This window comes from Pantoea sp. Mb-10, from assembly GCF_021272205.1.
GTDB lineage: Bacteria > Pseudomonadota > Gammaproteobacteria > Enterobacterales > Enterobacteriaceae > Pantoea.
Map to the genome: position 1 here is coordinate 1 of NZ_JAJSDX010000013.1, position 24,247 is coordinate 24,247.

Here is a 24,247-nt window from a genome sequence, read left to right on the forward strand (position 1 = left end):
ACGCCGGTCCGTCAGGAAGGCTGAGGGAGTGAAGGCACCGCGCAGCGGCGAGTGGGGCTGGCGCAGGGCCGGGGAGTGCAGAGGGCGCGGCCTGGCGCCCTCTGCTCGGTCGCCGCTACGCGGCAAAAGCACCTGCCAGTGTCATGGCGAACGAAACACGCTCCGTGCCAGCGAGAAAGCACCACAGCCACTGCCCGTGGCGAATCTACCCTCTGCTCGGTCGCCGCAGCGCGGCAAAAGCATCTGCCAGTGCCATGGCGAACGAAAGTTGCACCGTGCAGCGAGGAAGCTTCGCCGCTGCCTGCGGCATAAGCCCGCCACTGCAAGTGGCAAAAAACTACTTTTTCTCTCCCTTCGACATATTATCCAACCACCCCATCACAAAGGCCGACAGCACAAACGTCAGGTGGATAATCACGTACCACATCAGCTTGTCGCTGGCGACGTTGCGCGCGTCCATAAAAATGCGCAGCAAATGGATGGAGGAGATGGCGACAATCGACGCGGCGACTTTATTTTTCAGCGAGCCGGAGTCCATTTTCCCCAGCCAGCTTAACTTTTCCTGGCTCTCATCGATATCCAGCTTGGAGACGAAGTTCTCATAGCCCGAGAGCATCACCATCACCAGCAGGCCGCCAACCAGCGTCATGTCCACCAGCGACAGCAGCAGCAAAATCAAATCGTTCTCGGCAATGCTGAAAATGTTGGGCAGCAGATGAAAGATTTCCTGAAAGAACTTGATGGTAAGCGCCAGCAGCCCCAGCGAAAGTCCAATGTAAACAGGAGCCAGCAGCCAGCGCGATGCATACATCAGGTTTTCGATAAAACGTTCCATAATTTCTCATCAATCAACAAACAAGAGGCCGAGTATACCCGAAGCTGTGTGAAGTTATTTCAACCCCTCTTCTGAAATTTCTGGCGCGGTAGGCAGCGGCAGCGACAGGCGAAACGCCGCGCCACCTTCCGGACGATTCTCCGCCCAGATACGTCCCTGATGCGACTCAATAATGGTTTTGCTAATGGCCAACCCCAAGCCGACGCCCGGCACCGCCGATTCCTTATCGCCGCGCACAAACTTGTCGAAAATACGCGTGATGTTCTCGTCGGGGATCCCCGGGCCGTTATCCCATACTGCAATCTCCAACCGCGCTTTATCACACCAGGCGCGAATGCCGTGCTGCGCGGCGTTGCCCGCGTATTTCAGGCTGTTTTCGATCAGATTGGTAAACACGCGCTCCAGCATAGTGCTGTCACCTTTGATAAGAACCATCTCCGACGGCAGATCCATCGCTAAATGATGGCCCTTCAGCAACGGCGCCATATTACTGAGCGCCGCGCCAATCACTTCATCCAGCGCAACCCACTCCTCGCGCAGGTTCAAGCCGCCAGACTGGATGCGCGCCATGTCCAGCATATTGCTGACCAGACGAATGGTGCTCAACGTCTGCTCGCGGATCTGACTGGCCTGCGCCACATATTTCGAATTGTCGTTGGCCAGGTCGAGCATCAGCATCTCTGCCTGGCCAAATAGCACGGTCAGCGGCGTACGCAGATCGTGCGACAGCGCCGAAAGCAGCGCGTTACGCAGCTGTTCGCGCTCGGCGGCGAGGCGTGAGGCGGCTTCACTTTGCGACAGCGTCATGCGCTCCAGCGCGTTGGCGATCAGTACCGTAAAGGTGTCGACCAGCCGCTGCTGCTCGGGGATCATCAGCTGGCGCAGATTTTCAGGCTCTACCACCAGCAGGCCGCGACAAAGGTTACCGCTTTTAAGCGGCAGGATTTGATAGGGCACGGCGGGCAGCGTATCGGTGCCCGCGCCCGCCGGTTGGCCTTTGCTAAAGCTCCATTTGGCGATGCCGGTGTCCGGCGGCGTGCCGCTCACCGCCTCGCCCACCGTCTGTAATTCGCCCTGCTCGTTCGGCAGCAGCAGCTGACTACGCGCCTGCAGCGTCACATCAATTACCCGCTGGCTGGTGGCGGCAATATCCTGCGGCGTCAGGGCGCTACCCAGCGATTTTGCCATCTCATAAAGATGCCGCGCGCGCTGCTCGCGGTAGCGCGCCACCTTGGCCTGATAGCGCACGCCCGCCGTGAGATTTCCGACAATCACGCCGACCGCCAGCATCACCGCAAAGGTCACTAAATACTGTAAATCCGACACCGCCACCGTGCCGGTGGGCGCAACGAAGAACAGGTCAAACGCCAGAATGTTGATCACCGTGGCAAATACCGACGGCCAGCGCCCGTAACGCAGCGCCACCAGCACCACGGCCAGCAGGTAAATCATCACGCCGTTCGCCGGGTCAAACTCCACCAGCAGCCAGCGTCCGGCAGTGGTCACCAGCACGCACAGCAGCAGCGCCATCAGGCAACCGCGCAAATGGCGACGCCATTTGTCGCTGCTGGCCGGTTTGTTGCCCAGCGGATGCGGCGCATCACGCACCGGCTCATCTAACGCCACCACCAGCAAATCCAGATCCGGTCCCAGCTTGCCCAGCCGCTGGGCAAAGCTGTCGCGCCGCCAGCGGCGCTGCGGCTGGCGACCGGTGACGATCTTGCCAAGGTTGTGTTCTCGCGCGTAGCGCAACACCGCGCGCGCTTCGTCCGGATCGGAGAGCGTGGCGGTTTCCGCGCCCAGCTCCTGCGCCAGTTGCAGCGTGCGCAGAATGCCGCGCCGCCGCGTTTCCGGCAGGCGATTCAGGCGTGGGGTTTCGACGTAGACCGCGTGCCATTCGCTGCCGAGCCGCGCCGCAAGGCGTGCCGCGGTGCGCACCAGCTTTTCACTGCCGGTATCATCACCGATGCACAGCAGAATGGCATCGCGCGTGTGCCACACCTTGTCGCGGCCCTGCCGATCGCGCCAGGCGCGCATCTGATCGTCCACCCGATCGGCGGTGCGCCGCAGCGCCAGCTCGCGTAGCGCGAACAGGTTGCCCTTGCGGAAAAAGTTTTCAATGGCGCGCTCGGCGCGGTCACCGACGTAAACTTTGCCCTCTTTGAGCCGCTGGCGCAGATCGTCCGGCGGCAGATCCACCAGCACCACCTCATCGGCGCTGTCAAAGAAGGGATCGGGCACGGTTTCGCGCACCTGAATGCCCGTGATACCCGCCACCACATCGTTCAGGCTCTCAAGGTGCTGCACGTTCACCGTGGTGATGACGTCAATGCCCGCCTCTAGCAGCTCCTCAATGTCCTGCCAGCGTTTGGGATGCCGTGAGCCCTGCACGTTGGTGTGCGCCAGCTCATCCATCAGGATCACCGCCGGGTGGCGCGCCAGCGCCGCATCAAGGTCAAATTCGGCGTGGCGGGAGCGGCCGGTGGGGCGTCGCGGTAAAATCGCCAGCCCGGTGAGCAGCGCCGCCGTCTCTTCGCGCCCGTGCGTTTCCACTACGCCAACCAGCACGTCGAGCCCCTGCCCGCGCAGGCGCTGCGCCTCTTGCAGCATGGCGAAGGTTTTTCCTACGCCCGCGCAGGCCCCGAAATAGATTTTCAGCTTGCCGCGATGGCTGTCGCTGTGGTTAAGCAGTAGCGCATCGGGATCGGGGCGCAGTACATCATCATCGGTATCGTTCAATGCAGCGGTCCATTAAGTTAAGTCAGCGCCTGCGTCGGCCTGCGCGGGTTTATTGCTGAAGCGCGTCCAGCGCCCGGTTCAGTTGCAGCACGTTCACCGTCTCTTCGCCGATAAACGGCAGCAGCGGATGGGCGGTGTGGCGATCGATCATCGCCTGCACGTCTTCCAGCGCCATCTTGCGCGCCGCCGCCACGCGCGGTGCCTGCCACAGCGCCGCGGCGGGCGAGATATCGGGATCGAGGCCGCTGGCGGACGCGGTTACCAGCTCAACCGGCACGGTGGCAGAAGCCTGCGGATTGGCGCTGCGCAGCGCCGCCACGCGTTCGGTCACGGCTTTATCCAGCGCGGGATTACTCGCCGCCAGATTACTGCCGCTGGACGCCATGGCGTTATAGGGCGCATCGCCCGTGGCGGAAGGCCGTCCCCAGAAGTAACCGGGCTGGCTGAAAGCCTGCCCAATCTCCTCTGAACCGCGCACCACGCCATGCTGTTCAATCAGCGAGCCGTTGGCCTGCGCCGGGAACAGCCACTGCGCTAACGTGGTGGTGACCAAAGGATATGCCGCGCCGGTGAGCAGCGTCAGCACCAATAACAATACAATAGCCGGACGTAACTGACTCATTTCTCTTCTCCTTAAACCAGACCGGACAGCGTCAGTAACACATCAATGGCTTTGATGCCGATAAACGGCACCACGATGCCGCCCACGCCGTAAATCCACAGGTTGCGACGCAGCAGCGCCGCCGCGCTCATTGGTCGGTAACTCACCCCTTTTAGCGCCAGCGGAATCAAGAACACGATCACCAGCGCGTTGAAAATCACCGCCGACAAGATGGCGGAGTTGGGCGAGTGCAGCGCCATAACGTTAAGCGCGTTGAGCTGCGGATAGGTGGCCGCAAACGCCGCCGGAATAATGGCGAAATACTTTGCCACGTCGTTGGCGATACTGAAGGTGGTGAGCGATCCGCGCGTCATCAGCATCTGTTTACCGATATGCACCACTTCCAGCAATTTGGTGGGGTTGGAGTCGAGATCGACCATGTTCCCCGCCTCTTTTGCCGCTTGCGTACCGGAGTTCATGGCCACTGCCACGTCGGCCTGCGCCAGCGCGGGCGCATCGTTGGTGCCGTCACCGGTCATCGCCACCAGCCGCCCTTCTGCCTGATACTGGCGAATCAGCGCCAGCTTGGCTTCTGGCGTTGCTTCTGAGAGAAAATCATCCACGCCCGCTTCCGCCGCGATGGCCGCCGCCGTAAGCGGGTTGTCGCCGGTGATCATCACCGTTTTAATGCCCATTTTGCGCAGTTCGGCAAAGCGCTCTTTGATACCGCCTTTAACGATATCTTTCAGCGCCACCACGCCCAGCACCTGCGCACCCTCGGCCACCACCAGCGGCGTCCCCCCGGCGCGCGCCACCTCTTCAACGCTGGCGTTAACCTGGCTCGGGAAGCTGCCGTTGCTGGCTTCAATGTGGCGGCGCACCGCATCTACCGCCCCTTTGCGGATCAAGCGGTCCTGGACGTTAACGCCGCTCATGCGCGTTTGCGCCGAGAACGGAATAAAGGTCGCCCCCATGCTGCTGAGATCGCGCTCGCGCAGGTTAAATTTCTGCTTCGCCAGCACCACAATGCTGCGCCCCTCCGGCGTTTCATCCGCCAGCGAGGCCAGTTGTGCGGCGTCGGCCAACTGCTGTTCGGTGACGCCCGGCGCGGGCAGAAACTGCGTCGCCTGGCGATTACCGAGCGTGATGGTGCCGGTTTTATCCAGCATCAGCACGTCCACATCGCCTGCCGCTTCCACGGCGCGGCCGCTGGTGGCAATGACGTTAGCGCCCAGCATGCGGCTCATGCCCGCTACGCCAATCGCCGATAGCAGGCCGCCGATGGTCGTCGGAATCAGACACACCAGCAGCGCCACCAGCACCGTCACGCTCACCGGCGTGCCGCCCCAGGCGGAAAACGGCCACAGGGTGGCGGTCGCCAGCAGGAACACCAGCGTCAAAGAGACCAGCAAAATCGTCAGCGCGATCTCGTTCGGCGTTTTGCGGCGTTTGGCACCTTCGACCATGGCGATCATACGATCGAGGAAGGTTTCCCCCGGATTGACGCTGCACTGAATGACCAGCCAGTCAGAGAGGATGCGCGTGCCGCCGGTGACCGAGGCAAAATCCCCGCCCGACTCGCGGATCACGGGCGCAGACTCACCAGTAATGGCGCTCTCGTCCACCGATGCGCCCCCCTCCAGCACTTCTCCATCGCAGGGGATAATATCGCCGGCTTCCACCAGCACCACGTCGCCTTTGCGCAGCGTGTCGGCGGAGACGCTCTGCCAGCTGGCGCCGTAGCGCGGCTCGCCGAGCTTTTTCGCCTCGCTGGTTTTCTTCACGCCTTTTAAACTGTTGGCCTGCGCCTTACTGCGCCCTTCCGCCAACGCTTCCGCCAGGTTAGCAAACAGCACGGTAAACCACAGCCACACCGCGATGGCGCCGGTGAAGGCGGCGCTGCCGCTCAGCTGGCCCATCGCCATGCCAACGGCCAGCAGCGTCGTCAGGACGCTGCCCAGCCACACCATAAACATCACCGGATTGCGCACCTGCACGCGCGGATCGAGTTTTTTCAGCGCATCAAGCAGGGCGATATTAAGCAGATGCCCATCGAACAGCGCCAGTTGTTGACGACTCATGATTCCGTTATCCCTGAGTGAGTTGCAGATGTTCCGCTACCGGGCCCAATGCCAGTGCGGGAATGAAAGTCAGCGCCCCAACCAGCAACACGGTACCGATCAGCAGCGCAATAAACAGCGGACCGTGCGTCGGCAGCGTGCCGTTACCCACCGGCTGAATGCGTTTTACCGCCAGCGAACCGGCAATCGCCATCACCGGAATGATGATGCCGAAGCGGCCCAGCAGCATGCAGACGGCCAGCAGCAGATTCCAGAACGGCGTGTTGGCGCTGAGTCCTGCAAAGGCGCTGCCGTTGTTGTTGGCCGCCGATGAAACGGCGTAAAGCACTTCGCTGAAGCCGTGAATGCCCGGATTGGCCATGCCCGCGCGCCCAGCCTCGGTCATCATCGCCAGCGCCGTGCCCAAGAGCACCAGCGTCGGCGTGACCAGAATCGCCAGCGCGGTCATTTTCATCTCCCACACGTCGATCTTCTTGCCCATGTACTCCGGCGTGCGGCCAATCATGAGCCCGGCGATAAACACGCCCAGCAGCACAAACAGCAGCATGCCGTACAGGCCTGCGCCCACGCCGCCAAATACCACTTCACCTAACTGCATCAGCCACATCGGCACCATGCCGCCCAGTGCGGTAAAGGAATCGTGCATGGCGTTGACCGCGCCACAGGAAGCCGCCGTAGTGATCACCGCAAACAGGCTGGAGTTGAGAATGCCGAAGCGCGTCTCTTTGCCTTCCATGTTGATGGCGCTGTCCGCGCCCAGCGTCAGGAAGTGCGGATTTCCCCGAACTTCGGCCCACATCACGGCGATGACCGCCAGCACAAACATGATGCTCATGGCCCATAGCAGCATGTGGCCCTGACGCCGATCGCCGAGGTGTTGCCCAAAGGCGAAGCAGAGTGCGGCCGGAATCAGGAAGATACTCAGCATCTGCACAACGTTGGTGAGGGCGGTCGGGTTCTCAAACGGGTGCGCCGAGTTGACGTTAAAGAAGCCACCGCCGTTGGTACCCAGCATTTTTATCGCTTCCTGCGACGCCACTGGACCGAGCGGCAGCATCTGGTGCGCCCCTTCCAGGGTGGTGATTGCCTGATACGGCTCAAACGTTTGAATACTGCCCTGGCTGACGAAGAACAGCGCCATCAGCAGACTGATAGGCAACAGCAGGTACAGGGTGATGCGCGTCAGGTCGCGCCATGCGTTGCCCAGCGTAGCCAGCGAGCGGTTAGCGAAGCCGCGAATCAACGCAAACGCCACGGCGATACCGGTGGCCGCAGAGAGGAAGTTCTGCACCGTAAGGCCCGCCATCTGACTGAAATAGCTCAGCGTGCTTTCACCGGCGTAGGCTTGCCAGTTGGTATTGGTGACAAAACTGATGGCGGTATTCAGCGCGAGATCCCACGACAAACCGGGCAAGTGCTGTGGATTAAGCGGCAGCGCGCCCTGCGCCATCAGCATCACCAGCAGCAGCACAAAGCCCAGCGCGTTAAACAGCAGGATCGCCAGCAGATAGTGCGGCCAGCGCATGGCGCGGTCCTCCACGCCCGCCAGCCGCCACAGTAGCCGTTCACTGCGCGCCAGCAGCGGCTTGTCCGCCACCATCCGCGCCATAAAGCGCCCCAGCGGCTGTGCCAGCACCAGCAGCACCAGCATATACAGCGCAATCAGTAAAAACGCATTCGCCGCCATCAGAATGCCTCCGCGTTTAGCAGGGCATAAATCAGGTAGCCCAACAGAATAAAGACCAGCACGATGCCGGCGATAACGCCCACGCTCACAGCAACCTCCAGAAGGGATCAATCGTGCTGCAAGCATGCGCGGGAAGGCATAAAGAAGCGGTAAAAAGAGGCGAGGCAGGCGTAAAGAAAGTATAAAAATGGCGGTAAATTAAGCGCTTTCCAGCGCCCACACGCGGTTGAGATCGACGTTTTGCCACAGGCCTTGGTTCTCTGCACCGGTGATGCTATCGGTGCAGAACGAATCGCCCAGATCCAACAGCTGCGGCTTCACCTCGCGCTGCGCGTGCAGCGACCAGAACACATGCACTTTAGGCTTGAGCAGCGATTTCTCACCGGCCTGCACCACCAGCGCCACGCGGCCCGACGCCAGCCGCACCAGCGACCCCACCGGATAGATGCCGATGGTTTGCACGAAAGCCTGCAGCATCGTGCTGTCAAAATGCCCACGCCAGCTCAACATATGGTGCATGGCTTCCGCCGAGGTCCACGCTTTGTGATAAGGGCGTATTGAGGTCACGGCATCATAGACGTCGCACACCGCCGCCATGCGCGCATACAGCGAGATGGACTCGCCTTTGAGGCCGTGCGGATAGCCGGTGCCGTCAACCTTTTCATGATGATGCAGCGCGATATCTACCAGGTCGTTTTCTGCGTCCGCTTCCATCAGGATCTGTGCGCCTTCAATGGGGTGCTGGCGCATGATGGCAAATTCTTCCTCGGTGAGTCGGTCAGGCTTATTAAGGATCGCCAGCGGCACGGCGGCTTTACCGACATCGTGCAGCAGGCCACCCATGCCCACACGGCGCAGCTGCGCCTCGCACAGGCCCAGCGTTTTACCCAGCAGAATCATCAGACCGCACACCGCCATGGAGTGCAGATAGGTGTAATCATCGTGGTTTTTCAGCCGCGCGACGCTAAGCAGCGCGGTCGGCGCACGGGTAATAGAACCCGCGATCTCGTCCACCAGCTCAAGCGTGGACGCCAGATCGAGGCTCGCACCCATGCGCGCTTCGTGAAACATCGCCCGCACCTTGGGCTTGCCCTGGTTGAAAATGGCCTGCGCCTGATCCAACTCCTGGAAAAACGGCGTTTTGGGGATCGCCTTGCGCGGTTCGGCCACCGCCGGCGCTTGCACCGTGCGGTCAAGATCGATCCAGATCTGCTGAATCCCCTCATTACGGATCATCGCGATCTGGCTTTTATCGGTGATGAGCATTTGGTTACGAATGCGCTTGTCCCGGATCCACCACACTTCGAGTTTGTGGATAAACATCCCCTGTCGCAGTTCGTCAACGGTTATCAGCTTAATCACGATATCGCTCCTTAATATGCGTGGACAGTAGGAGGAGATATCGGCAGCGTTAAAATAAATCTTCAGGATGGATTTGCGCGAAATGTGACGATGTAATCGATTCAGATGCGCAGATTAACGGTAATTATTTGAATATTGGCGAAGTTTATCATAACGAAAAGGGTGGGTAACCGGCGTGCTTTAATTGCACAGAGAGAGGTTAAAACGCGCGTCCGTGACGCGCTGTGAGGTCATTCGCAGAAGAGGCAAAAAGCGTGCCCGGCATCATCACGCCGGGCGTCTCTTTTAGCCCTTTTTCATCACGCTGCGGCGCGCCGCCACCGCCTGATGAATCACGGGTTCCAGCATTTTCGCCACGGCGGCAAACACCGGGACCACCACCGAGTTGCCAAACTGGCGATAGGACTGCGTGTCGGAAACCGGGATGCGGAACGGTTTTCCGCCGGGCGTTTCAAAGCCCATCAGGCGGGCGCACTCACGGGGCGTCAGCCTGCGTGGCCGCCGCAGTTGGTTGTCAGCATCGGCAAAGTCGGCTTCGCCGAGCGCGCGGTCCCAGCCGCGGTCGATCAGGATCTCCGATCCATCTTTGTGATAGCGTGCAGAAAGCGTGCGCGCGATGCTGTTGGGATCGGTAGGATCGATCAGGCTGAAGCCAAAGCCGTTGCCTTTTGCGGCATGCTTTTTCGCATACTGGTACAGATAGTGCCAGAGCTTCGGCGTCAAAATGTATTTGCTGTCCACCTCCGGCTCCAGCAACTCGCCTAATGCAGGCCGCCGTGTGGGGAAGAACTGGCTGATGTGACGCAGCGTGAAGTCCTGATGCAGCTTCAGGTCTCGACGAAAGCCCACCAGCACAATACGCTCCCGGTGCTGCGGCAGAAAATGTTTGCCATCAATCACTTTCGGATCGCCCTTGCCGCTGTGCTGCGCATCCGCCACGTCATAGCCCAGCTCGTCGAGCGTCTGCATGATGACGCTAAAGGTTTTGCCTTTGTCGTGACTTTTGAGGTTTTTAACGTTTTCCAGCACAAAAATAGCTGGCTGTTTGGCTTTGATGATACGCGCCACGTCGAAGAACAGCGTGCCCTGCGCTTCACACTCAAACCCGTGCGCGCGGCCCAGCGCGTTTTTCTTGCTCACGCCCGCGAGACTGAACGGCTGGCACGGGAAGCCTGCCAACAGCACGTCGTGATCGGGCACGTGTGCGTTGATGTGCGCGTAAGCGTCCTGCTCGGTGATCGCTGGCGCGTGGCTGAGGGTGACATCGCGGATATCCTGATTAAACGTGTGGGCCTGCTCATCGTTAAACCAGTTGGCTTTGTAGGTGCGCACCGCCTCTTTATTCCATTCGCTGGTAAAAACGCACTGTCCGCCAATGGCGTCAAAGCCTTTACGGATGCCACCAATGCCCGCAAACAGATCGATAAAGCGAAACGCATAATGGGGATGGTGCGCAGGCGGTTCTGGCAGCATTTTTTGCAGCAGCGCGGCCTCGGCGGCCGTCAGCGACTTCGCCGCCGCTTTGCCATTGACCCAGCGGTTAAGCGTCTCGCGGCTCCACTCGTGGTTGCCAACTTTCCTCAGCAACTCCGCCACGGTTTTCTGGCCGTAAATCGCCAACACCCGCGCCATCAGTTTTTTATCGTTTTCCTGCTGCTGCTGCGCTTCCCACACGGCTTTCTCGTGCAGATCCTGCGCCAGCACCTCAAATTCAGACATAACGCCTCCAAAGGGTCTTATGGGTGAAACTGTATCACTCATTTGACCCAGAGATGCGTTTTTCTGCCATGGGCCGTGGCGGGGCTTGTGCCGCAGGCAGCGGGTAGATTCGCCACGGGCAGTGGCTGGTGTGCCGTTTCACTGGCACGGAGCGATTTTTGTTCGCCAATGGCACTGGCGGGTGCCTTTGCCACTTGCAGTGGCGGGGCTTGTGCCGCAGGCAGCGGCTAGGGTGCCTTCTCGCTGGCACGGAGCGTCTTTCGTTCGCCATGGCACTGGCAGGTGCCTTTGCCACTTGCAGTGGCGGGCTTATGCCGCAGGCAGCGGCTCGAGGCTTTTCCGCTGGCGCGGTGCTGGCGTTAGCACGGAGCATTTTTCGTTCGCCATGGCACTGGCAGGTGCCTTTGCCGCGCTGCGGCGACCGAGCAGAGGGCGCCAGGCCGCGCCCTCTGCACTCCCCGGCCCTGCGCCAGCCCCACTCGCCGCTGCGCGGTGCCTTCACTCCCTCAGCCTTCCTGACGGACCGGCGTCGATTCGCTCCTGCTCAACGCCGCCTCTCGCGGCATCCATGCCGCTCGCCCTGGAAGGCTTCAGTCGTTCAGCGAGTGGGGATGGCGCTTCACACCCCCCGCTGCACGCCATGATTTTTTTCGCAGCCACCGCGCGGCGGGAAGATTTTTAAGGTGCATCCGCACCGCGCTGCGTTAAGCAAACCTCTTTCATGTTTTTTATCTCCAGGTGCCAGTGCGTGGCTGAAAGACTTTTAAGTAACATCCCGCCCTCGCGGTGTTCATCAGATACCTTCTGTCTTCTGTTTTTTTCAGCCAGCCATTGCCTTCGCAGACGCGTTTACGGCCACCCAGACAACACCAGACAGAAAAAAGAAAAAGGCTCTTAAAGGCGAGGTGTTGAGCGCCATCCGGAGCGCCGAATGGAGCGTGACGGCCAGGACGAAGCGGCAGGGATGCCGCTGAGAGGGCGGAATGAGCCAGGGATGGCGAATCCGCGCGGTCCGTGAGGCTGGCGCGGCGGAGTGAGGGAACAGCGGAGGCTGGCGCAGGGCGCGGATTGCAAAGGGCCGCGCCCATCGGCCCTTTGCCCGTACGCCGCAGCGGGGCGGCTGCAACTGCCTTGCGGTTAGCGGGCGGAACCCGCGCAGAGTCAGACCAGCACAGCGGTCAATGCGTGAGCCCGCGCAACGAAAAACCGGCATAGCGGGCCGGAACCCGCTCAGAATCGGCCCTTTGCCCGTACGCCGCAGCGGGGCGGATGAAACTGCCGTGCGGTTAGCGGGCGGAACCCGCGCAGAGTCAGACCAGCAAAGCGGTCAATGCGTGAGCCCGCGCAACTAAAAACCGGCATAGCGGGCCGGAACCCGCTCATAGCCATGCCGGCTTGAGCGGGCCGGACCCCGCTCAGGGTCCACCACCGGCTTAGCGGGCCACCCCACCCTCATCCCCCACTAATTTCGCCATCATCACGATATCGTGATATATCCCTTCCCGCAGACACGCTTGCCGCTTGACGCCCTCTTGCTGGAATCCCAGCCGCTCATACAGACGGCGCGCGCGGTGGTTATCGTGAAACACCTCCAGCTCAACGCGCACGATACCCAGCCAGTTGTAGGCATAATCCAGCGCGGTGCGGATCAGGGTTTCGCCGATGCCGCGCCCGCCAAACGCCGGATCGACGCTGATACCAAAGCTGATCACGTGGCGCGTGCGCGGACGCTGCTCCACAAACAGCGTTAGCTCACCCACCATCTGCCCGTCCAGTTCCGCCACAAAGCCGATATACCCCATCGCATCCATTTTTTCGAACTTTTGTTTCCAGGTGGCGACGCTGGGAAACGGCAGTTGGGTGGTCCAGCGATACACCTCCGGGTGGCTGTATAAACGCTGGTAAGCGGCGGCGTCGCCGGGTTCACGTCCGCGGATCGTCAATTCCATATCGGTCATCCCTTTTTGCATGCACTAAGCTGTTAACTCTCACCGAACGGAAAGAGTGGCCTTATGTTGTATCGTCGTTTTGAACGTTTTATCAATATTTTCAAGGATGCACCAACGGATTCCCCACCCGACAGCGTGTGGCCGTTTTATTTTTACTACCTGCGGCAGGTGTGGCCCAGCTTTGCCGCCCTGCTGGTCGTGGGGCTGGCGCAGGCGCTGATTGAAGTGGCGCTGTTTAGCTACCTCAGCCGCATTATCGATCTGGTGAATCACGCCACCCCGGCCACGCTGTTCAGTGAACACTGGCCCACCCTGCTGTGGATGGGGTTTGTGGCGCTGATCTTGCGGCCGGTGGTCATCGCGTTACATGACATGCTGGTCCATCAGAGCATTAACCCCGGTATGACCAGCATGATTCGCTGGCAGCATCACAACTACATCCTGCGTCAGAGCCTGAACTTCTTTCAAAATGACTTCGCCGGACGCATTGCCCAGCGCATTATGCAAACCGGTAACTCGCTGCGTGACTCCGCCGTGCAGCTGGTGGACGCCATCTGGCACGTGGTGATTTATGCCGTGACCTCACTGGTGCTGTTCGCCGAGGCAGACTGGCGCTTGATCATTCCGCTGGCGATCTGGATTGTGGCCTACAGCCTGTCGCTGCGCTTCTTTGTGCCGCGCGTGAAGCAGCGCTCGGTGGTCTCTTCGGAAGCACGCTCCAAACTCATGGGCACCATCGTGGACGGCTACACCAACATCGCCACGCTAAAACTGTTTGCCCATAACGATCTGGAAAGCCGCTATGCGCGCGAGGCGATCCAAGAGCAAACCGACAAAACCCAGCACGCCAGCCGCATGGTCACCACCATGGATATCACCCTCTCCACGCTGAACGGCTTGCTGATCGTCAGCACCTCTGGCCTGGCGCTGTGGTTATGGAGCGAGTCGCTGATCAGCGTCGGTGCCATCGCGCTCGCCACCGGGCTGGTGATCCGTCTGGTGAATATGTCGGGCTGGATCATGTGGGTGGTCAACGGCATTTTTGAAAACATCGGCATGGTGCAGGACGGCTTGGGCACCATTTCACAGCCGCTGAGCGTACAGGACGCGCCTAACGCACACACGCTGCGCGTCACGCGCGGGCAGATTCGCTTCGAGGATGTGCGCTTTGATTACGGTGGCAGCCGTCAGGTGATTAATCGCCTCAACCTCACCATTGAGCCGGGCGAAAAGATTGGCCTGATTGGCCCTTCTGGCGCGGGTAAATCCACCCTGGTTAACCTGCTGCTGCGTCTGTATGACATCAACGGCGGGCGTATCAGCATTGATGATAGCGACATCGCGCAGGTGACGCAGGCCAGCCTGCGCGGGCAAATCGGCATGATCACGCAGGACACCTCTCTGCTGCACCGTTCCATCCGGGAAAACCTGCTCTACGGACGCCCGGACGCCACCGAGGCGGAGCTACAGGCGGCCATTAAGCAGGCGCGCGCCGATGAGTTTATTCCGCATCTGTCCGATCCCCAAGGTCGAACCGGGCTGGATGCGCACGTAGGCGAGCGCGGCGTGAAGCTCTCCGGCGGCCAGCGGCAGCGTATTGCCATTGCGCGCGTGCTGCTAAAGAACGCGCCGATTTTAATCATGGATGAGGCCACCTCGGCGCTGGATTCCGAGGTGGAAGCGGCCATTCAGGAGAGTCTGGAAACGCTGATGCAGGGCAAAACCGTGATCGCGATTGCCCACCGTCTTTCAACCATTGCCAAAATGGATCGGTTGGTGGTGCTGGAGCATGGCGCCATCGTCGAGATGGGCAACCACCGCGAACTGCTGGCGCAAAACGGCTTGTATGCGCGTCTGTGGCAGCACCAGACCGGCGGGTTTGTCGGCGCGGACTAAGGGCCGCGTCGGTATGGCAGGGCGTCGCGCGCGTCGTGTTCCCAGGCGCGCACGCCGGCACGTTCCTGCACCAGAAAATCCGCCACCGCGTCCCGCAGCCCTTCATGGCACAGGTAGTGCCATGAGTGGGTGAGCTGGGGCACAAACCCGCGTACCAGCTTGTGTTCGCCCTGCGCGCCTGCGTCAAAGCGCTGCAGCCCTTCGGCGATGGCGAAATCCATTCCCTGATAAAAACAGGTTTCGAAATGCAGCCGATCAAACTCGGCCAGGCATCCCCAATAGCGGCCATACAGCGTGATGCCGTCGGTGAGGCAAAACGCCATCGCCGCCGGCTGTCCCTGGATCGTGGCGATCACCACGCGAATCGCCTCCGGCATGCGTGCCGCCAGCAGGCTAAAAAATGGGCGCGTCAAGTAAGGATACTGGCCGCGCACCGCGTACGTGTTGGCATAGCAGGTGTAAATGAAATCCCACTGATCTTCGCGTAGCGCATCGCCGCGATACCAGGTGAAATCGAATCCGCTGGCGGCCACCTGTTCACGCTCTTTACGCAGCTGTTTGCGCTTGCGCGACATTAAGGTGTCGAGGAAATCCTGAAAATCCCGGTAGCCCGGATTGTGCCAGTGATACTGCAGACCCAAGCGCAGCAGCCAATCGGGCTGCTGCGTGAGCGCGGCATCGGCCTGCGGCGTGGTGAAGTTGATATGCGCCCCGCTCAGGCCGTGCTGGTGTAATTCGTCAGGTAACGCGTGCAGGATCGCGTTCACCGCGTGCGTCTCACCGAGCAGACGCGCCCCGGTGACGGGACTGAACGGGATCGCGCCCAGCCATTTAGGATAATAAGGGATGCCGGCCCGCTGGCAGGCATCCGCCCACGCGTGATCGAACACGTATTCTCCCTGCGAGTGGCGTTTACGGTAGCCCGGCAGCGCCGCGCGCAGCGTGCCCTGTTCACGCCACAGCAAATGATCCGGCTGCCAGCCCGTTTCCGGTCGCACGCTGCCGCTCTCCTCCAGCGTCAGCAGAAAAGCGTGACGCAGGAACGGTTGATTGTCAGGTAATAGGGCATCCCATTCTGCGGCGGCGATGTCCGCCATGGATGAGGCGTGTAAAAGCGGCATGAAAGGCTCCCGGCCAGCGCAACGCGAACGGTTAGTTCAGCAGGTTTTCTCCACCGGGGGAAGCCGCGACGCACGGATTGTGCAGGGCGTTTGCCGCAGCAGGGTTTCTGCTGCGTTCCATCCGGTATACTCTCGGCTACGCACCCGAACGGCAGCGTGTCGTTCGCGGTAATCGTCTTACAGGATCGATCAGGAGCATCCCGATGGCAAAAGCATTAGTGATTTTTTTACATGGTGTTGGCAGCAACGGCGCGGATCTGGCGGTGCTCGGCCAGCACTGGTCGCCGCTGCTGCCAGACGTGGCGTTTGCCGCGCCGGATGCGCCCTTCCCGTTTGAACATGCTATGGGGTACCAATGGTTTAGCCTGACCGGCATCACGCCCGAAAACCGGCCAGCGCGCGTGCGCGATGCGCGTGCGGCCTTTGATGAAACGCTGCGCGCGGTGATGACGCAGCACGGCATGACGGACGCGTGGCACAAGGTGATTCTGGTGGGCTTTTCGCAGGGATCCATTATGGCGCTGGACGCGCTGGCGGCTGGCCGCTATCCGCTGGCGGGCGTGGTGGCGTTCTCAGGACGGCTCTCTTTTGACGGCGCGCTGTCGCCGCAGCCGCACGTGCCTGCCCTGCTGATCCACGGCAAAGCCGATGAGGTCATCCCCTTTAGCGAGAGTGAAAGCGCGGCGCAGCGCCTGAAAGCGGCGGGCGTGACGCTGGAGGCGCACTTTGAGACGCCCACTGGCCACACCATTTCTTCACAAGGCGCGATGCAGGCGGCAGCGTTTATTGCCCAGTGTCTGCAGGATTAAGGCCAGAAGCGGTTAAGTGCCTCCCAAGCCTGACGCGCAGCCACCTCGGCCGGCTGCGCTTTCAGCGCATCGTTAAACACTTCAATGCCCACCGGTCCGCAGTAGCCCGCGCTTTTCAGTTTGTCGACAAAGCGCCCCACGTCGATGATGCCGTCGCCGGGCAGCAGGCGCTGATGACGCGCATAGTCACTCAGCGCCGCGTTCTGCTGCGGCGGGTGTTCAGCCATGTCGCACAGCTGCACTTCATAAATGCGATCGACGGGAATGCCGTCTAACTGTGCAGCATCGCCGCCGCGCGCGCAGATGTGGAACAGATCGATCACCAGGCCAATATTTGGCTGGTCGAGGCGCTGTAATCGCTCCCATGCCAGCGGCAGCGTGTTGTCAACGCTGCACCAGGCCATCGGTTCATACATGATGCGCATGTTGTAGCGCGCCGCTTCTGAGGCGAGCCAGCGCAGATCTTCGTCAATACGCGACGGCACGCAATCCTCACGCGTAGTGGCGGGTGCCTGAATGGTGTCGCAGCCAATGCGCTGCGCCAGCGCGATAAACGCACGCAGCTCCGCGCGTTTTTGCAGGCGCGCGTGGTCGGGCGCGCCGGTAAAGTCGCGCAGCACCTGCACATTGGTAAAGCCCAGCTGGAGCTGTTCGGCCAGCGCGCGGGTGTCAGCCTGCACGTCGTCCTGCCAGATCTCCACCTGGTCGAATCCTGCCGCGCGCGCCGCGCGCAGCTTCGCTTCTGGTTCACCGTTCAACAACACCAGGTTAAGGAATTTGAGGTTACTCGGCATCACGGGCTCCTTAATCGTCCGGATAAAGCGGTGACAGAAAGATGACAACGCCTCATCAGTATCTACCTCTAAAGCGTTATTTCAAGCCTGGGATGCGTTTCGCTTTCAGCCTAAGAGGTTTACTACGGCAAATCCCGCGAAGGTCATCAGCAGCGAACCGACCACGTGGATCATCACGCTCGACATCGCCCACAGGTATTTACCGCTTTGCAGCAGTCCGACAATCTCCGCCGAAAAGGTGGAAAAGGTGGTCAAGCCGCCGCATAAACCGGTGACAATCAGCAGCTTCCAAAAGGGATCGACCTGCGGATGGCGCACAAAAAAAGCCAAGGCCGCGCCAATGATAAAGCCGCCGACGAGATTCACCATCAGCGTGCCCGGCGGCAGGTTGGGGAAGAAGGCGTTGAAGCGCAGAGAAACAAGCCAGCGCAGCGTGCAGCCCACCGCACCGCCAAGCACGACAGCCAGTAATGATTTCACCATAATTGGAAACTCCTGAGGGTTTGGCGCAGGGCTGCGGCAGGACAGAAACGCGCCTGACACACCGCCGTCTCCCGCGCAGGGATACGAGTGTTGTCAGGCGTCATCAGCCGTCTGTTGCCAGAACGGCGGTTGGGAAAGGTGGCACGCCATCACCTTAGCGGCACGATAATACGCCGCCGTAGTCAAGGTGACAATATGCGCCCTGCAGCCGTACCCGTTCCGTTTTCACCACGCTGAACGGCCGGTTTAGCGTGATCCACCTGCTTACAAGGAACCCACAATGCACAGCGTGATTTTTGATACCGATATCGGCGTGGACGATGCGTTTGCGCTGGCCTATGCCGCGCGCACGCAGCAGCTGCTCGGCATTACCACGGTGTTTGGCAACGTGCCGGTGGGCCAGGCGGTGAAGAACGCCCGGCTATTTTGCGAGAAAATGGGTATCCGGGCGCCGGTCTATCGCGGCTGCTCGCGCCCGCTGGCGCAGGCACCGTCCGCACCCGCTTTGCTGCACGGCAAAGATGGACTGGGCGACGCCTTCGACAATCCTTACAGCGAGGACGCGCCCAGCGCGGTGCAGTTCATTATCGATAGCGTGCGTGCGCAGCCGCACACGATCACGCTGGTTGCCATCGGCCCGCTGACCAATATCGCCAGCGCCATTAATCAGGCGCCCGACATTATTCCGCTGGTGAAAGAGGTGGTGATCATGGGCGGCGCCTTCGGCACCGACGGTCACGCGGGCAACGTCACGCCCTTTGCGGAGTTTAATATTTGGAAAGATCCGCACGCCGCCGATCAGGTGCTGGCCTCTGCGCTGCCGGTGGTGGTGGTGCCGCTGGATGTCACGCACAAGGTGCTGATTACCGGTGATGAGGTGCGCCAGCTTAACCAGCCGGTGCTCAGCGCCATTTGCCGCCCTTATCTGGCCTATAGCCTACAAAAAGAGGGCTTCGACGGCATGGCGCTGCACGATACGCTGACCCTGTCGTGGCTTGCGCTGCCCGCCGCGTTTGGCGTCACGGCCTCGCCGGTGCGCGTTGTCACGGAAGGCATTAGCTGCGGCCAGACGCTGCGCCGCCTCGGCACGCTCGCGTCGCGCCACGATCCCTTTGCGGACCTGCCTGCGCAGCGGCTGTGTCTGACGGTGGACGCCGACGCCGTGCGTGACCACTTTTTCGCCACGCTGCGCCGTTAATCACCGTCAACGGCTAAAGTGGATGACACCTTTGATCAGCGCGCGGTTGTTGATCACATCGGGTTCAAAGCGCGCTGCCAGCGTGGAAAAATCGTAGCGCTGGTTGAGCATCATGTCCGCATGAAGCGTGCCGTTTGCCATCAGTTCGCACACTTTAGCGAAATCTTCCCGCGTGGCGTTCCGGCTGCCGAGCAGCGTGGTTTCTCGCTTGTGGAACTCGATATCCGGGATCACCAGGTCGCCTTTGTGTAGCCCGACAAACACCAGCGTGCCGCCATGGCGCAGCCATTTCACCGCACCGTTCATGGACGCGGGGTTACCGGTGGCGTCGATCACCTTCGCCGCCAGTTTGCCGCCAAATCCGACGCGCAGTTGCTGCTCAAAATCCGCCGACAGCGGATCGTACGCGGTCAGCCCCAGCTGCTGCGCTACGTGGGTGCGGCGCGGCGCGCTGGTGTCCGCCACCGTAACCTGCGCGCCCGCCGCTGCCGCAATCGCCGCCACGCCGAGGCCAATCGGTCCGGCTCCGATCACTAATACCGCGTCGTTGGCCGCGATCGCCGCGCGGCGCACCGCATGGGCGCTAATGGCAAACGGCTCAATCAGCGCCGCCGCTTCCGGCGCCACGTCATCCACCGCCAGCAGATTGGTGGCAGGCACGCTCAGGTACTCGCAGAATCCCCCATCCTGGTGCACGCCAATCACTGAAATGTGCTCACAGCAGTTGGTTTTGCTGCTCTGGCAGGCATCGCACTGCCCGCAGGCCACATAGGGGATCAGCGCCACACGCTGCCCCGGCGTAAAGCCGCACGTCGGGCTACCGCACGCCACCACCTCACCGCACAGCTCATGGCCGAGCACGCGCGGATAGCTGAAGAAAGGCTGGTTTCCCGCCCAGGCGTGAATGTCGGTGCCGCAGATCCCCGCGGTAATCACCTTAATCAGGACCTCCTGCGCGGCGGGCGTTGGCAGGGGGCGCGCTTGCCAGATCAGACTGCGGGGTTCATTCACCACCAGCGTTTTCATGGTTGTCATCGGTTTCTCCTGTGCTGTTGCCGCAGTTATGGCGAAAAAAGCGCGTTATCGCGTCATGCACCGACAGAAGTGTGAACCATCACGATTTATTTGGTCTTTATCTGGTTTTTAATCGCGCCAAAAACCGGAGAGTGCCGTGAGCCGAAGCCAACACCTGCGTCAAAACGTGATTAACCAAATGCTGGAAGCGATGACTCAGCGTCATGTTCGCTCGCCGCTGCCGCCCCAAGCGGCGCTGGCCGAAATGTTCAATATCAGCCGCACCACCGTGCGCCATGTGCTGCGCCATTTGCAGGCGCGGGGCGTGCTGGAGCAGGTGGGTGAAGCTTGGGTGATTGTGCGCGATCCGTGCGACGAGGACGGCTTTGACGCGCTGGCACCGCCGATCGAGCAGCAGACCAGACACTTTGAACACACCTTTTTCCAGCTGATCAATCAGCGGCAGCTGGTGCCGGGCGACCATTTCACCGAGCTGCAACTGGCGCAGCGCGGTAACGTCAGCCCGGTGGTGGTGCGTGAATTTTTACTGCGCTTTATGCGCTATAACCTGTTGGAGCCGGTCAAGCGCGGCCAGTGGCGCATGAAGAAGTTTGACCAGGCCTATGCGGAACAGCTGTTTGAGCTGCGCGAAATGCTAGAAACCCACGCGCTCAACCGCTTTCTGAATCTGCCTGCGCACGATGATCGCTGGGTGGAAGCGCGCACGCTGCTCGATCGCCACCGCACGCTGCGCGATACCCTTGCGCACGACTATCGCCAGTTCGCCGCGCTCGACAAAGCGATGCATACCCTGATTCTTTCCGCCGCCAATAACGTGTTTTTCACCCAGTCGCTGGAGATCATTTCGGTGATTTTTCACTCGCACTATCAGTGGGATGAAAGCGATTTGCAGCAGCGCAACATTGTGGCGCTGGAAGAGCATATGGCGATTTTAACGGCGCTGCTCAGCCGCCGCGATGCCGACGCCCAGTGCGCGCTGCACGCGCATCTGGAGACGGCCAAAAGCTCCATGGTGCGCTCGCTGCGGCAATTTCATTAAAACCCGATAAAAAACCGCAAAGCATAAGCCTCCGCACGGTTCTGAAACATCTACGCCACATTGCGCGCGGTTTGCTTCTAGTCTCCGATACATCCGCTGCGCCCGCCCCGTTTCCGGGCGCGCTAACACCCACAAGAAACTGCAGAACCCGGGAGGTTGTGATGGAAAAGAGTTCGGTTCAGGGACGCGACGATAGCGTGCGCCCGGACGCTGACGCCCTGGATTTTATCCCGGCGCGCGGGGATGTGGTGCGCTCACCGCGCATCAAGAAGATCCAGGTCACCGCCATGCTGCTGCTGCTGTTTGCCGCCATGATTAACTATCTCGACCGCAGCTCGCTGTCGGTGGCGAACATGACCATTCGCGGTGAGCTCGGCCTCTCCGCCACCGAAATTGGCGTGCTGCTCTCGGCCTTCTCCCTGGCCTACGGCCTGGCGCAGCTGCCCTGCGGCGCGCTGCTGGATCGCAAAGGGCCGCGCATCATGTTGGCGATCGGTATGTTTGTCTGGTCGCTGTTTCAGGCGGCCGCTGGTCTGGTGCACAATTTCACCCAGTTTGTGCTGGTGCGCATTGGCCTCGGCATTGGCGAAGCGCCCATGAATCCTTGCGGCGTGAAGGTGATCAACGACTGGTTCAATATCAAAGATCGCGGGATGCCGATGGGCATGTTCAACGCCGCCTCGATGATCGGCTTGTCCATCGCGCCGCCGATTCTGGCAGCGATGATGCTGGTGATGGGCTGGCGCGGGATGTTCGTCACCATCGGCGTGCTCGGTATGGCGCTGGCGGTGGGCTGGTATCTGCTGTACCGCGACCGCGACAACCGCACCCTGAGCGGTGAAGAGATTCACTACCTGCAGGCGGGCAGCGTGGCGTCGCGTAAAGAGCCGCTGAGTTTTGCCGAATGGCGCGGGCTGTTTAAGCAGCGCACCATGTGGGGCATGATGATTGGCTTTAGCGGCATCAACTATACCGCATGGCTCTATATCGCCTGGCTGCCCGGTTATTTGCAATCCACCTATCATCTTGATCTGAAAAGCACCGGCGTGCTGGCGGCCATTCCGTTCCTGTTTGGCGCCGCAGGCATGCTGCTGAACGGTTACGTGGTGGATGCGCTGGTGCGCCGCGGCCACGATGCCGTCAAGGTGCGGAAGGTGTCAATTGTCAGCGGTATGCTGCTCTCAGCGGCCTTTACTACCTTCGTGACGCGTGCCACTGACACCACCAGCGCGGTAACGCTGATTGGTCTGGCGCTGTTCTGCATCCACTTTGCCGGCACCTCCTGCTGGGGATTGATTCACGCCAACGTCACCGCACGCATGACCGCTTCCGTGGGCAGTATTCAAAACTTCGCCAGCTTTGTGTTTGCTTCCTTCGCGCCGATTATCACTGGCTGGGTGCTGGATACCACCCAGTCATTTAGCCTGGCGCTGATGATCTGCGCCGCCGTCACGGTGGTGGGCGCGCTGGCGTATTGGGTGTTAGTGAGGAAGCCGATCACGGATCGGTGAATCTGAGCGGATTCAGGGCGCTGGCCAAGGCGTTGGCCGGGCGCTGAGCGGGGTCCGGCCGCTCAGCCGGCATGGCTATGAGCGGGTTCCGCCCGCTAACCGCAAGGCAGTTTCATCCGCCCCGCTGCGGCGTACGGGCAAAGGGCCGGTTCTGAGCGGGTTCCGGCCCGCAAAGCCGGTTTTTACTGAACCCTGAGCGGGTTCCGCCCGCTAACCCTGCGGGAGTTACAGCCGCCCCGCTGCGGCGTACGGGCAAAGGGCCGATTCTGCGCGGGTTCCGGCCCGCAAAGCCGGTTTCTACTGAACCCTGAGCGGGTTCCGCCCGCTAACCGCACGGCAGTTGCAGCCGCCTCGCTGCGGCGTACGGGCAAAGGGCCGGTTCTGAGCGGGTTCCGGCCCGCAAAGCCGGTTTTACTGAACCCTGAGCGGGTTCCGCCCGCTAACCGCACGGCAGTTGCAGCCGCCCCGCTGCGGCGTACGGGCAAAGGGCCGATGGGCGCGGCCCTTTGCAATCCGCGCCCTGCGCCAGCCTCCGCTGTTCCCTCACTCCGCCGCGCCAGCCTCACGGATCGCGCGGATTCGCCATCCCTGGCTCATTCCGCTCTCTCAGCGGCATCCCTGCCGCTTCGTCCTGGCCGTCACGCTCCGTTCGGCGCTCCGGATGGCGCTCAACACCGTCGCCTGTAAGGGCCTTTTTATCTTTTCCGTTTGGCGTTGTCTGTATGGCCGTAAACGGGTCTGCGGAGACAGTAGCTGGCTGGAAAAGACACAAGACATACGTTCGATGCGTTTTGTGGTTAACACCGCGCGGGTGGGATGGTACTTAAAAGTCTTACCGCCACGCAGTGACCTTAAAAGACGTAAAAACACCAAAGAAAGGTTTTGCTTAAAGCAGCTCCGCCTGGATGCACCTTAAAAATCTTCCCGCCGCGCGGCCGCTGCGAAAAAAATCATGGCTTACAGCGGGGGTTGTGAAGCGCCATCCCCACTCGCTGAACGAGTGAGGCCTTCCAGGGCGAGCGGCATGGATGCCGCGAGAGGCGGCGTTGAGCAGGAGCGAATCGACGCCGGTCCGTCAGGAAGGCTGAGGGAGTGAAGGCACCGCGCAGCGGCGAGCGGGGCTGGCGCAGGGCCGGGGAGTGCAGAGGGCGCGGCCTGGCGCCCTCTGCTCGGTCGCCGCTACGCGGCAAAAGCACCTGCCAGTGTCATGGCGAACGAAACACGCTCGGTGCAAACTGAAAGCACCACAGCCACTGCCCGTGGCGAATCTACCCTCTGCTCGGTCGCCGCAGCGCGGCAAAGGCACCTGCCAGTGCCATGGCGAACAAAAATCGCTCCGTGCCAGCGAAACGGCACCCTAGCCGCTGCCTGCGGCACAAGCCCCGCCA

Annotated in this window: 18 protein-coding genes and 1 riboswitch; of the genes, 5 read left to right on the top strand and 13 right to left on the bottom strand. The window is 61.0% G+C overall.

The features are described 5' to 3' along the window. Window positions 1–337: 337 nt before the first annotated feature. The 9 genes from LU196_RS19465 to LU196_RS19505 form a co-directional block, all read right to left on the bottom strand. On the bottom strand, window positions 338–835 hold the full coding sequence (locus LU196_RS19465; protein WP_232761119.1) for a TIGR00645 family protein: 498 nt from the start codon (window positions 833–835) through the stop codon (window positions 338–340). A gap of 54 nt (window positions 836–889) precedes the next feature. Next, window positions 890–3,574, bottom strand: coding sequence for a two-component system sensor histidine kinase KdpD (gene kdpD, locus LU196_RS19470; protein WP_232761120.1), 2,685 nt, complete (start codon window positions 3,572–3,574; stop codon window positions 890–892). A 49-nt stretch (window positions 3,575–3,623) separates the two neighbouring features. Further along, entirely contained in the window at window positions 3,624–4,196 is a 573-nt protein-coding gene (gene kdpC, locus LU196_RS19475; RefSeq protein ID WP_232761122.1) for a potassium-transporting ATPase subunit KdpC, read from the bottom strand. 11 nt (window positions 4,197–4,207) lie between these two features. Beyond that, complete coding sequence (gene kdpB / locus LU196_RS19480) at window positions 4,208–6,256, bottom strand: potassium-transporting ATPase subunit KdpB (protein ID WP_232761123.1); 2,049 nt, start codon at window positions 6,254–6,256, stop codon at window positions 4,208–4,210. A 7-nt stretch (window positions 6,257–6,263) separates the two neighbouring features. After that, window positions 6,264–7,943: a potassium-transporting ATPase subunit KdpA gene (gene kdpA, locus LU196_RS19485; RefSeq protein ID WP_232761125.1), complete on the bottom strand. Its 1,680-nt coding sequence runs from the start codon at window positions 7,941–7,943 to the stop codon at window positions 6,264–6,266. Next, window positions 7,943–8,032 carry a K(+)-transporting ATPase subunit F gene (kdpF, locus tag LU196_RS19490; protein WP_100701897.1) on the bottom strand — a complete coding sequence of 30 codons (90 nt, stop codon included), beginning with the start codon at window positions 8,030–8,032 and terminating at the stop codon, window positions 7,943–7,945. The genes kdpA and kdpF overlap by 1 nt, the downstream gene beginning before the upstream one ends. 109 nt (window positions 8,033–8,141) lie before the next feature. Beyond that, complete coding sequence (locus LU196_RS19495) at window positions 8,142–9,305, bottom strand: HD-GYP domain-containing protein (protein WP_232761127.1); 1,164 nt, start codon at window positions 9,303–9,305, stop codon at window positions 8,142–8,144. Between the two features lie 285 nt (window positions 9,306–9,590). Beyond that, window positions 9,591–11,024, bottom strand: a complete 1,434-nt coding sequence (locus LU196_RS19500) for a DNA cytosine methyltransferase (protein ID WP_232761128.1) — start codon at window positions 11,022–11,024, stop codon at window positions 9,591–9,593. Between the two features lie 1,433 nt (window positions 11,025–12,457). Then, a complete protein-coding gene (locus LU196_RS19505; protein WP_232761130.1) occupies window positions 12,458–12,973 on the bottom strand; it encodes a GNAT family N-acetyltransferase in 516 nt (171 codons plus the stop codon). A gap of 63 nt (window positions 12,974–13,036) precedes the next feature. Here LU196_RS19505 and LU196_RS19510 point away from each other — a divergent pair, with 63 nt between their 5' ends. After that, the gene (locus LU196_RS19510) at window positions 13,037–14,869 is read left to right on the top strand and encodes an ABC transporter ATP-binding protein (protein WP_232761131.1); all 1,833 of its coding nucleotides are present in this window, start codon (window positions 13,037–13,039) and stop codon (window positions 14,867–14,869) included. On the opposite strand, the gene LU196_RS19515 is transcribed toward LU196_RS19510, so the two are convergent. Then, complete coding sequence (locus tag LU196_RS19515) at window positions 14,866–15,990, bottom strand: GNAT family N-acetyltransferase (protein ID WP_232761132.1); 1,125 nt, start codon at window positions 15,988–15,990, stop codon at window positions 14,866–14,868. The genes LU196_RS19510 and LU196_RS19515 overlap by 4 nt on opposite strands. Before the next feature lie 203 nt (window positions 15,991–16,193). On the opposite strand from LU196_RS19515, the gene LU196_RS19520 reads away from it, so the two are divergent. Beyond that, on the top strand, window positions 16,194–16,799 hold the full coding sequence (locus LU196_RS19520) for an alpha/beta hydrolase (RefSeq protein WP_232761133.1): 606 nt from the start codon (window positions 16,194–16,196) through the stop codon (window positions 16,797–16,799). On the opposite strand, the gene LU196_RS19525 is transcribed toward LU196_RS19520, so the two are convergent. Both LU196_RS19525 and crcB read right to left on the bottom strand, forming a co-directional pair. Continuing rightward, a complete protein-coding gene (locus LU196_RS19525) occupies window positions 16,796–17,593 on the bottom strand; it encodes a sugar phosphate isomerase/epimerase (protein ID WP_232761134.1) in 798 nt (265 codons plus the stop codon). The genes LU196_RS19520 and LU196_RS19525 overlap by 4 nt on opposite strands. Window positions 17,594–17,698: 105 nt before the next feature. Further along, entirely contained in the window at window positions 17,699–18,076 is a 378-nt protein-coding gene (gene crcB, locus LU196_RS19530; RefSeq protein ID WP_232761135.1) for a fluoride efflux transporter CrcB, read from the bottom strand. A gap of 87 nt (window positions 18,077–18,163) precedes the next feature. Beyond that, a riboswitch (Fluoride riboswitch) is annotated at window positions 18,164–18,239 on the bottom strand. 117 nt (window positions 18,240–18,356) lie between these two features. On the opposite strand from crcB, the gene LU196_RS19535 reads away from it, so the two are divergent. Beyond that, a complete protein-coding gene (locus tag LU196_RS19535; protein WP_232761137.1) occupies window positions 18,357–19,274 on the top strand; it encodes a nucleoside hydrolase in 918 nt (305 codons plus the stop codon). 6 nt (window positions 19,275–19,280) lie between these two features. Here LU196_RS19535 and LU196_RS19540 read toward each other — a convergent pair whose 3' ends face one another. Further along, window positions 19,281–20,309: a zinc-binding alcohol dehydrogenase family protein gene (locus tag LU196_RS19540; RefSeq protein ID WP_232761138.1), complete on the bottom strand. Its 1,029-nt coding sequence runs from the start codon at window positions 20,307–20,309 to the stop codon at window positions 19,281–19,283. Window positions 20,310–20,445: 136 nt separating this feature from the next. Here LU196_RS19540 and LU196_RS19545 point away from each other — a divergent pair, with 136 nt between their 5' ends. Both LU196_RS19545 and LU196_RS19550 read left to right on the top strand, forming a co-directional pair. Beyond that, the gene (locus tag LU196_RS19545) at window positions 20,446–21,348 is read left to right on the top strand and encodes a GntR family transcriptional regulator (RefSeq protein WP_232761140.1); all 903 of its coding nucleotides are present in this window, start codon (window positions 20,446–20,448) and stop codon (window positions 21,346–21,348) included. Window positions 21,349–21,509: 161 nt separating this feature from the next. After that, entirely contained in the window at window positions 21,510–22,859 is a 1,350-nt protein-coding gene (locus LU196_RS19550) for an MFS transporter (RefSeq protein WP_232761142.1), read from the top strand. The last annotated feature ends 1,388 nt before the right edge of the window (window positions 22,860–24,247 follow it).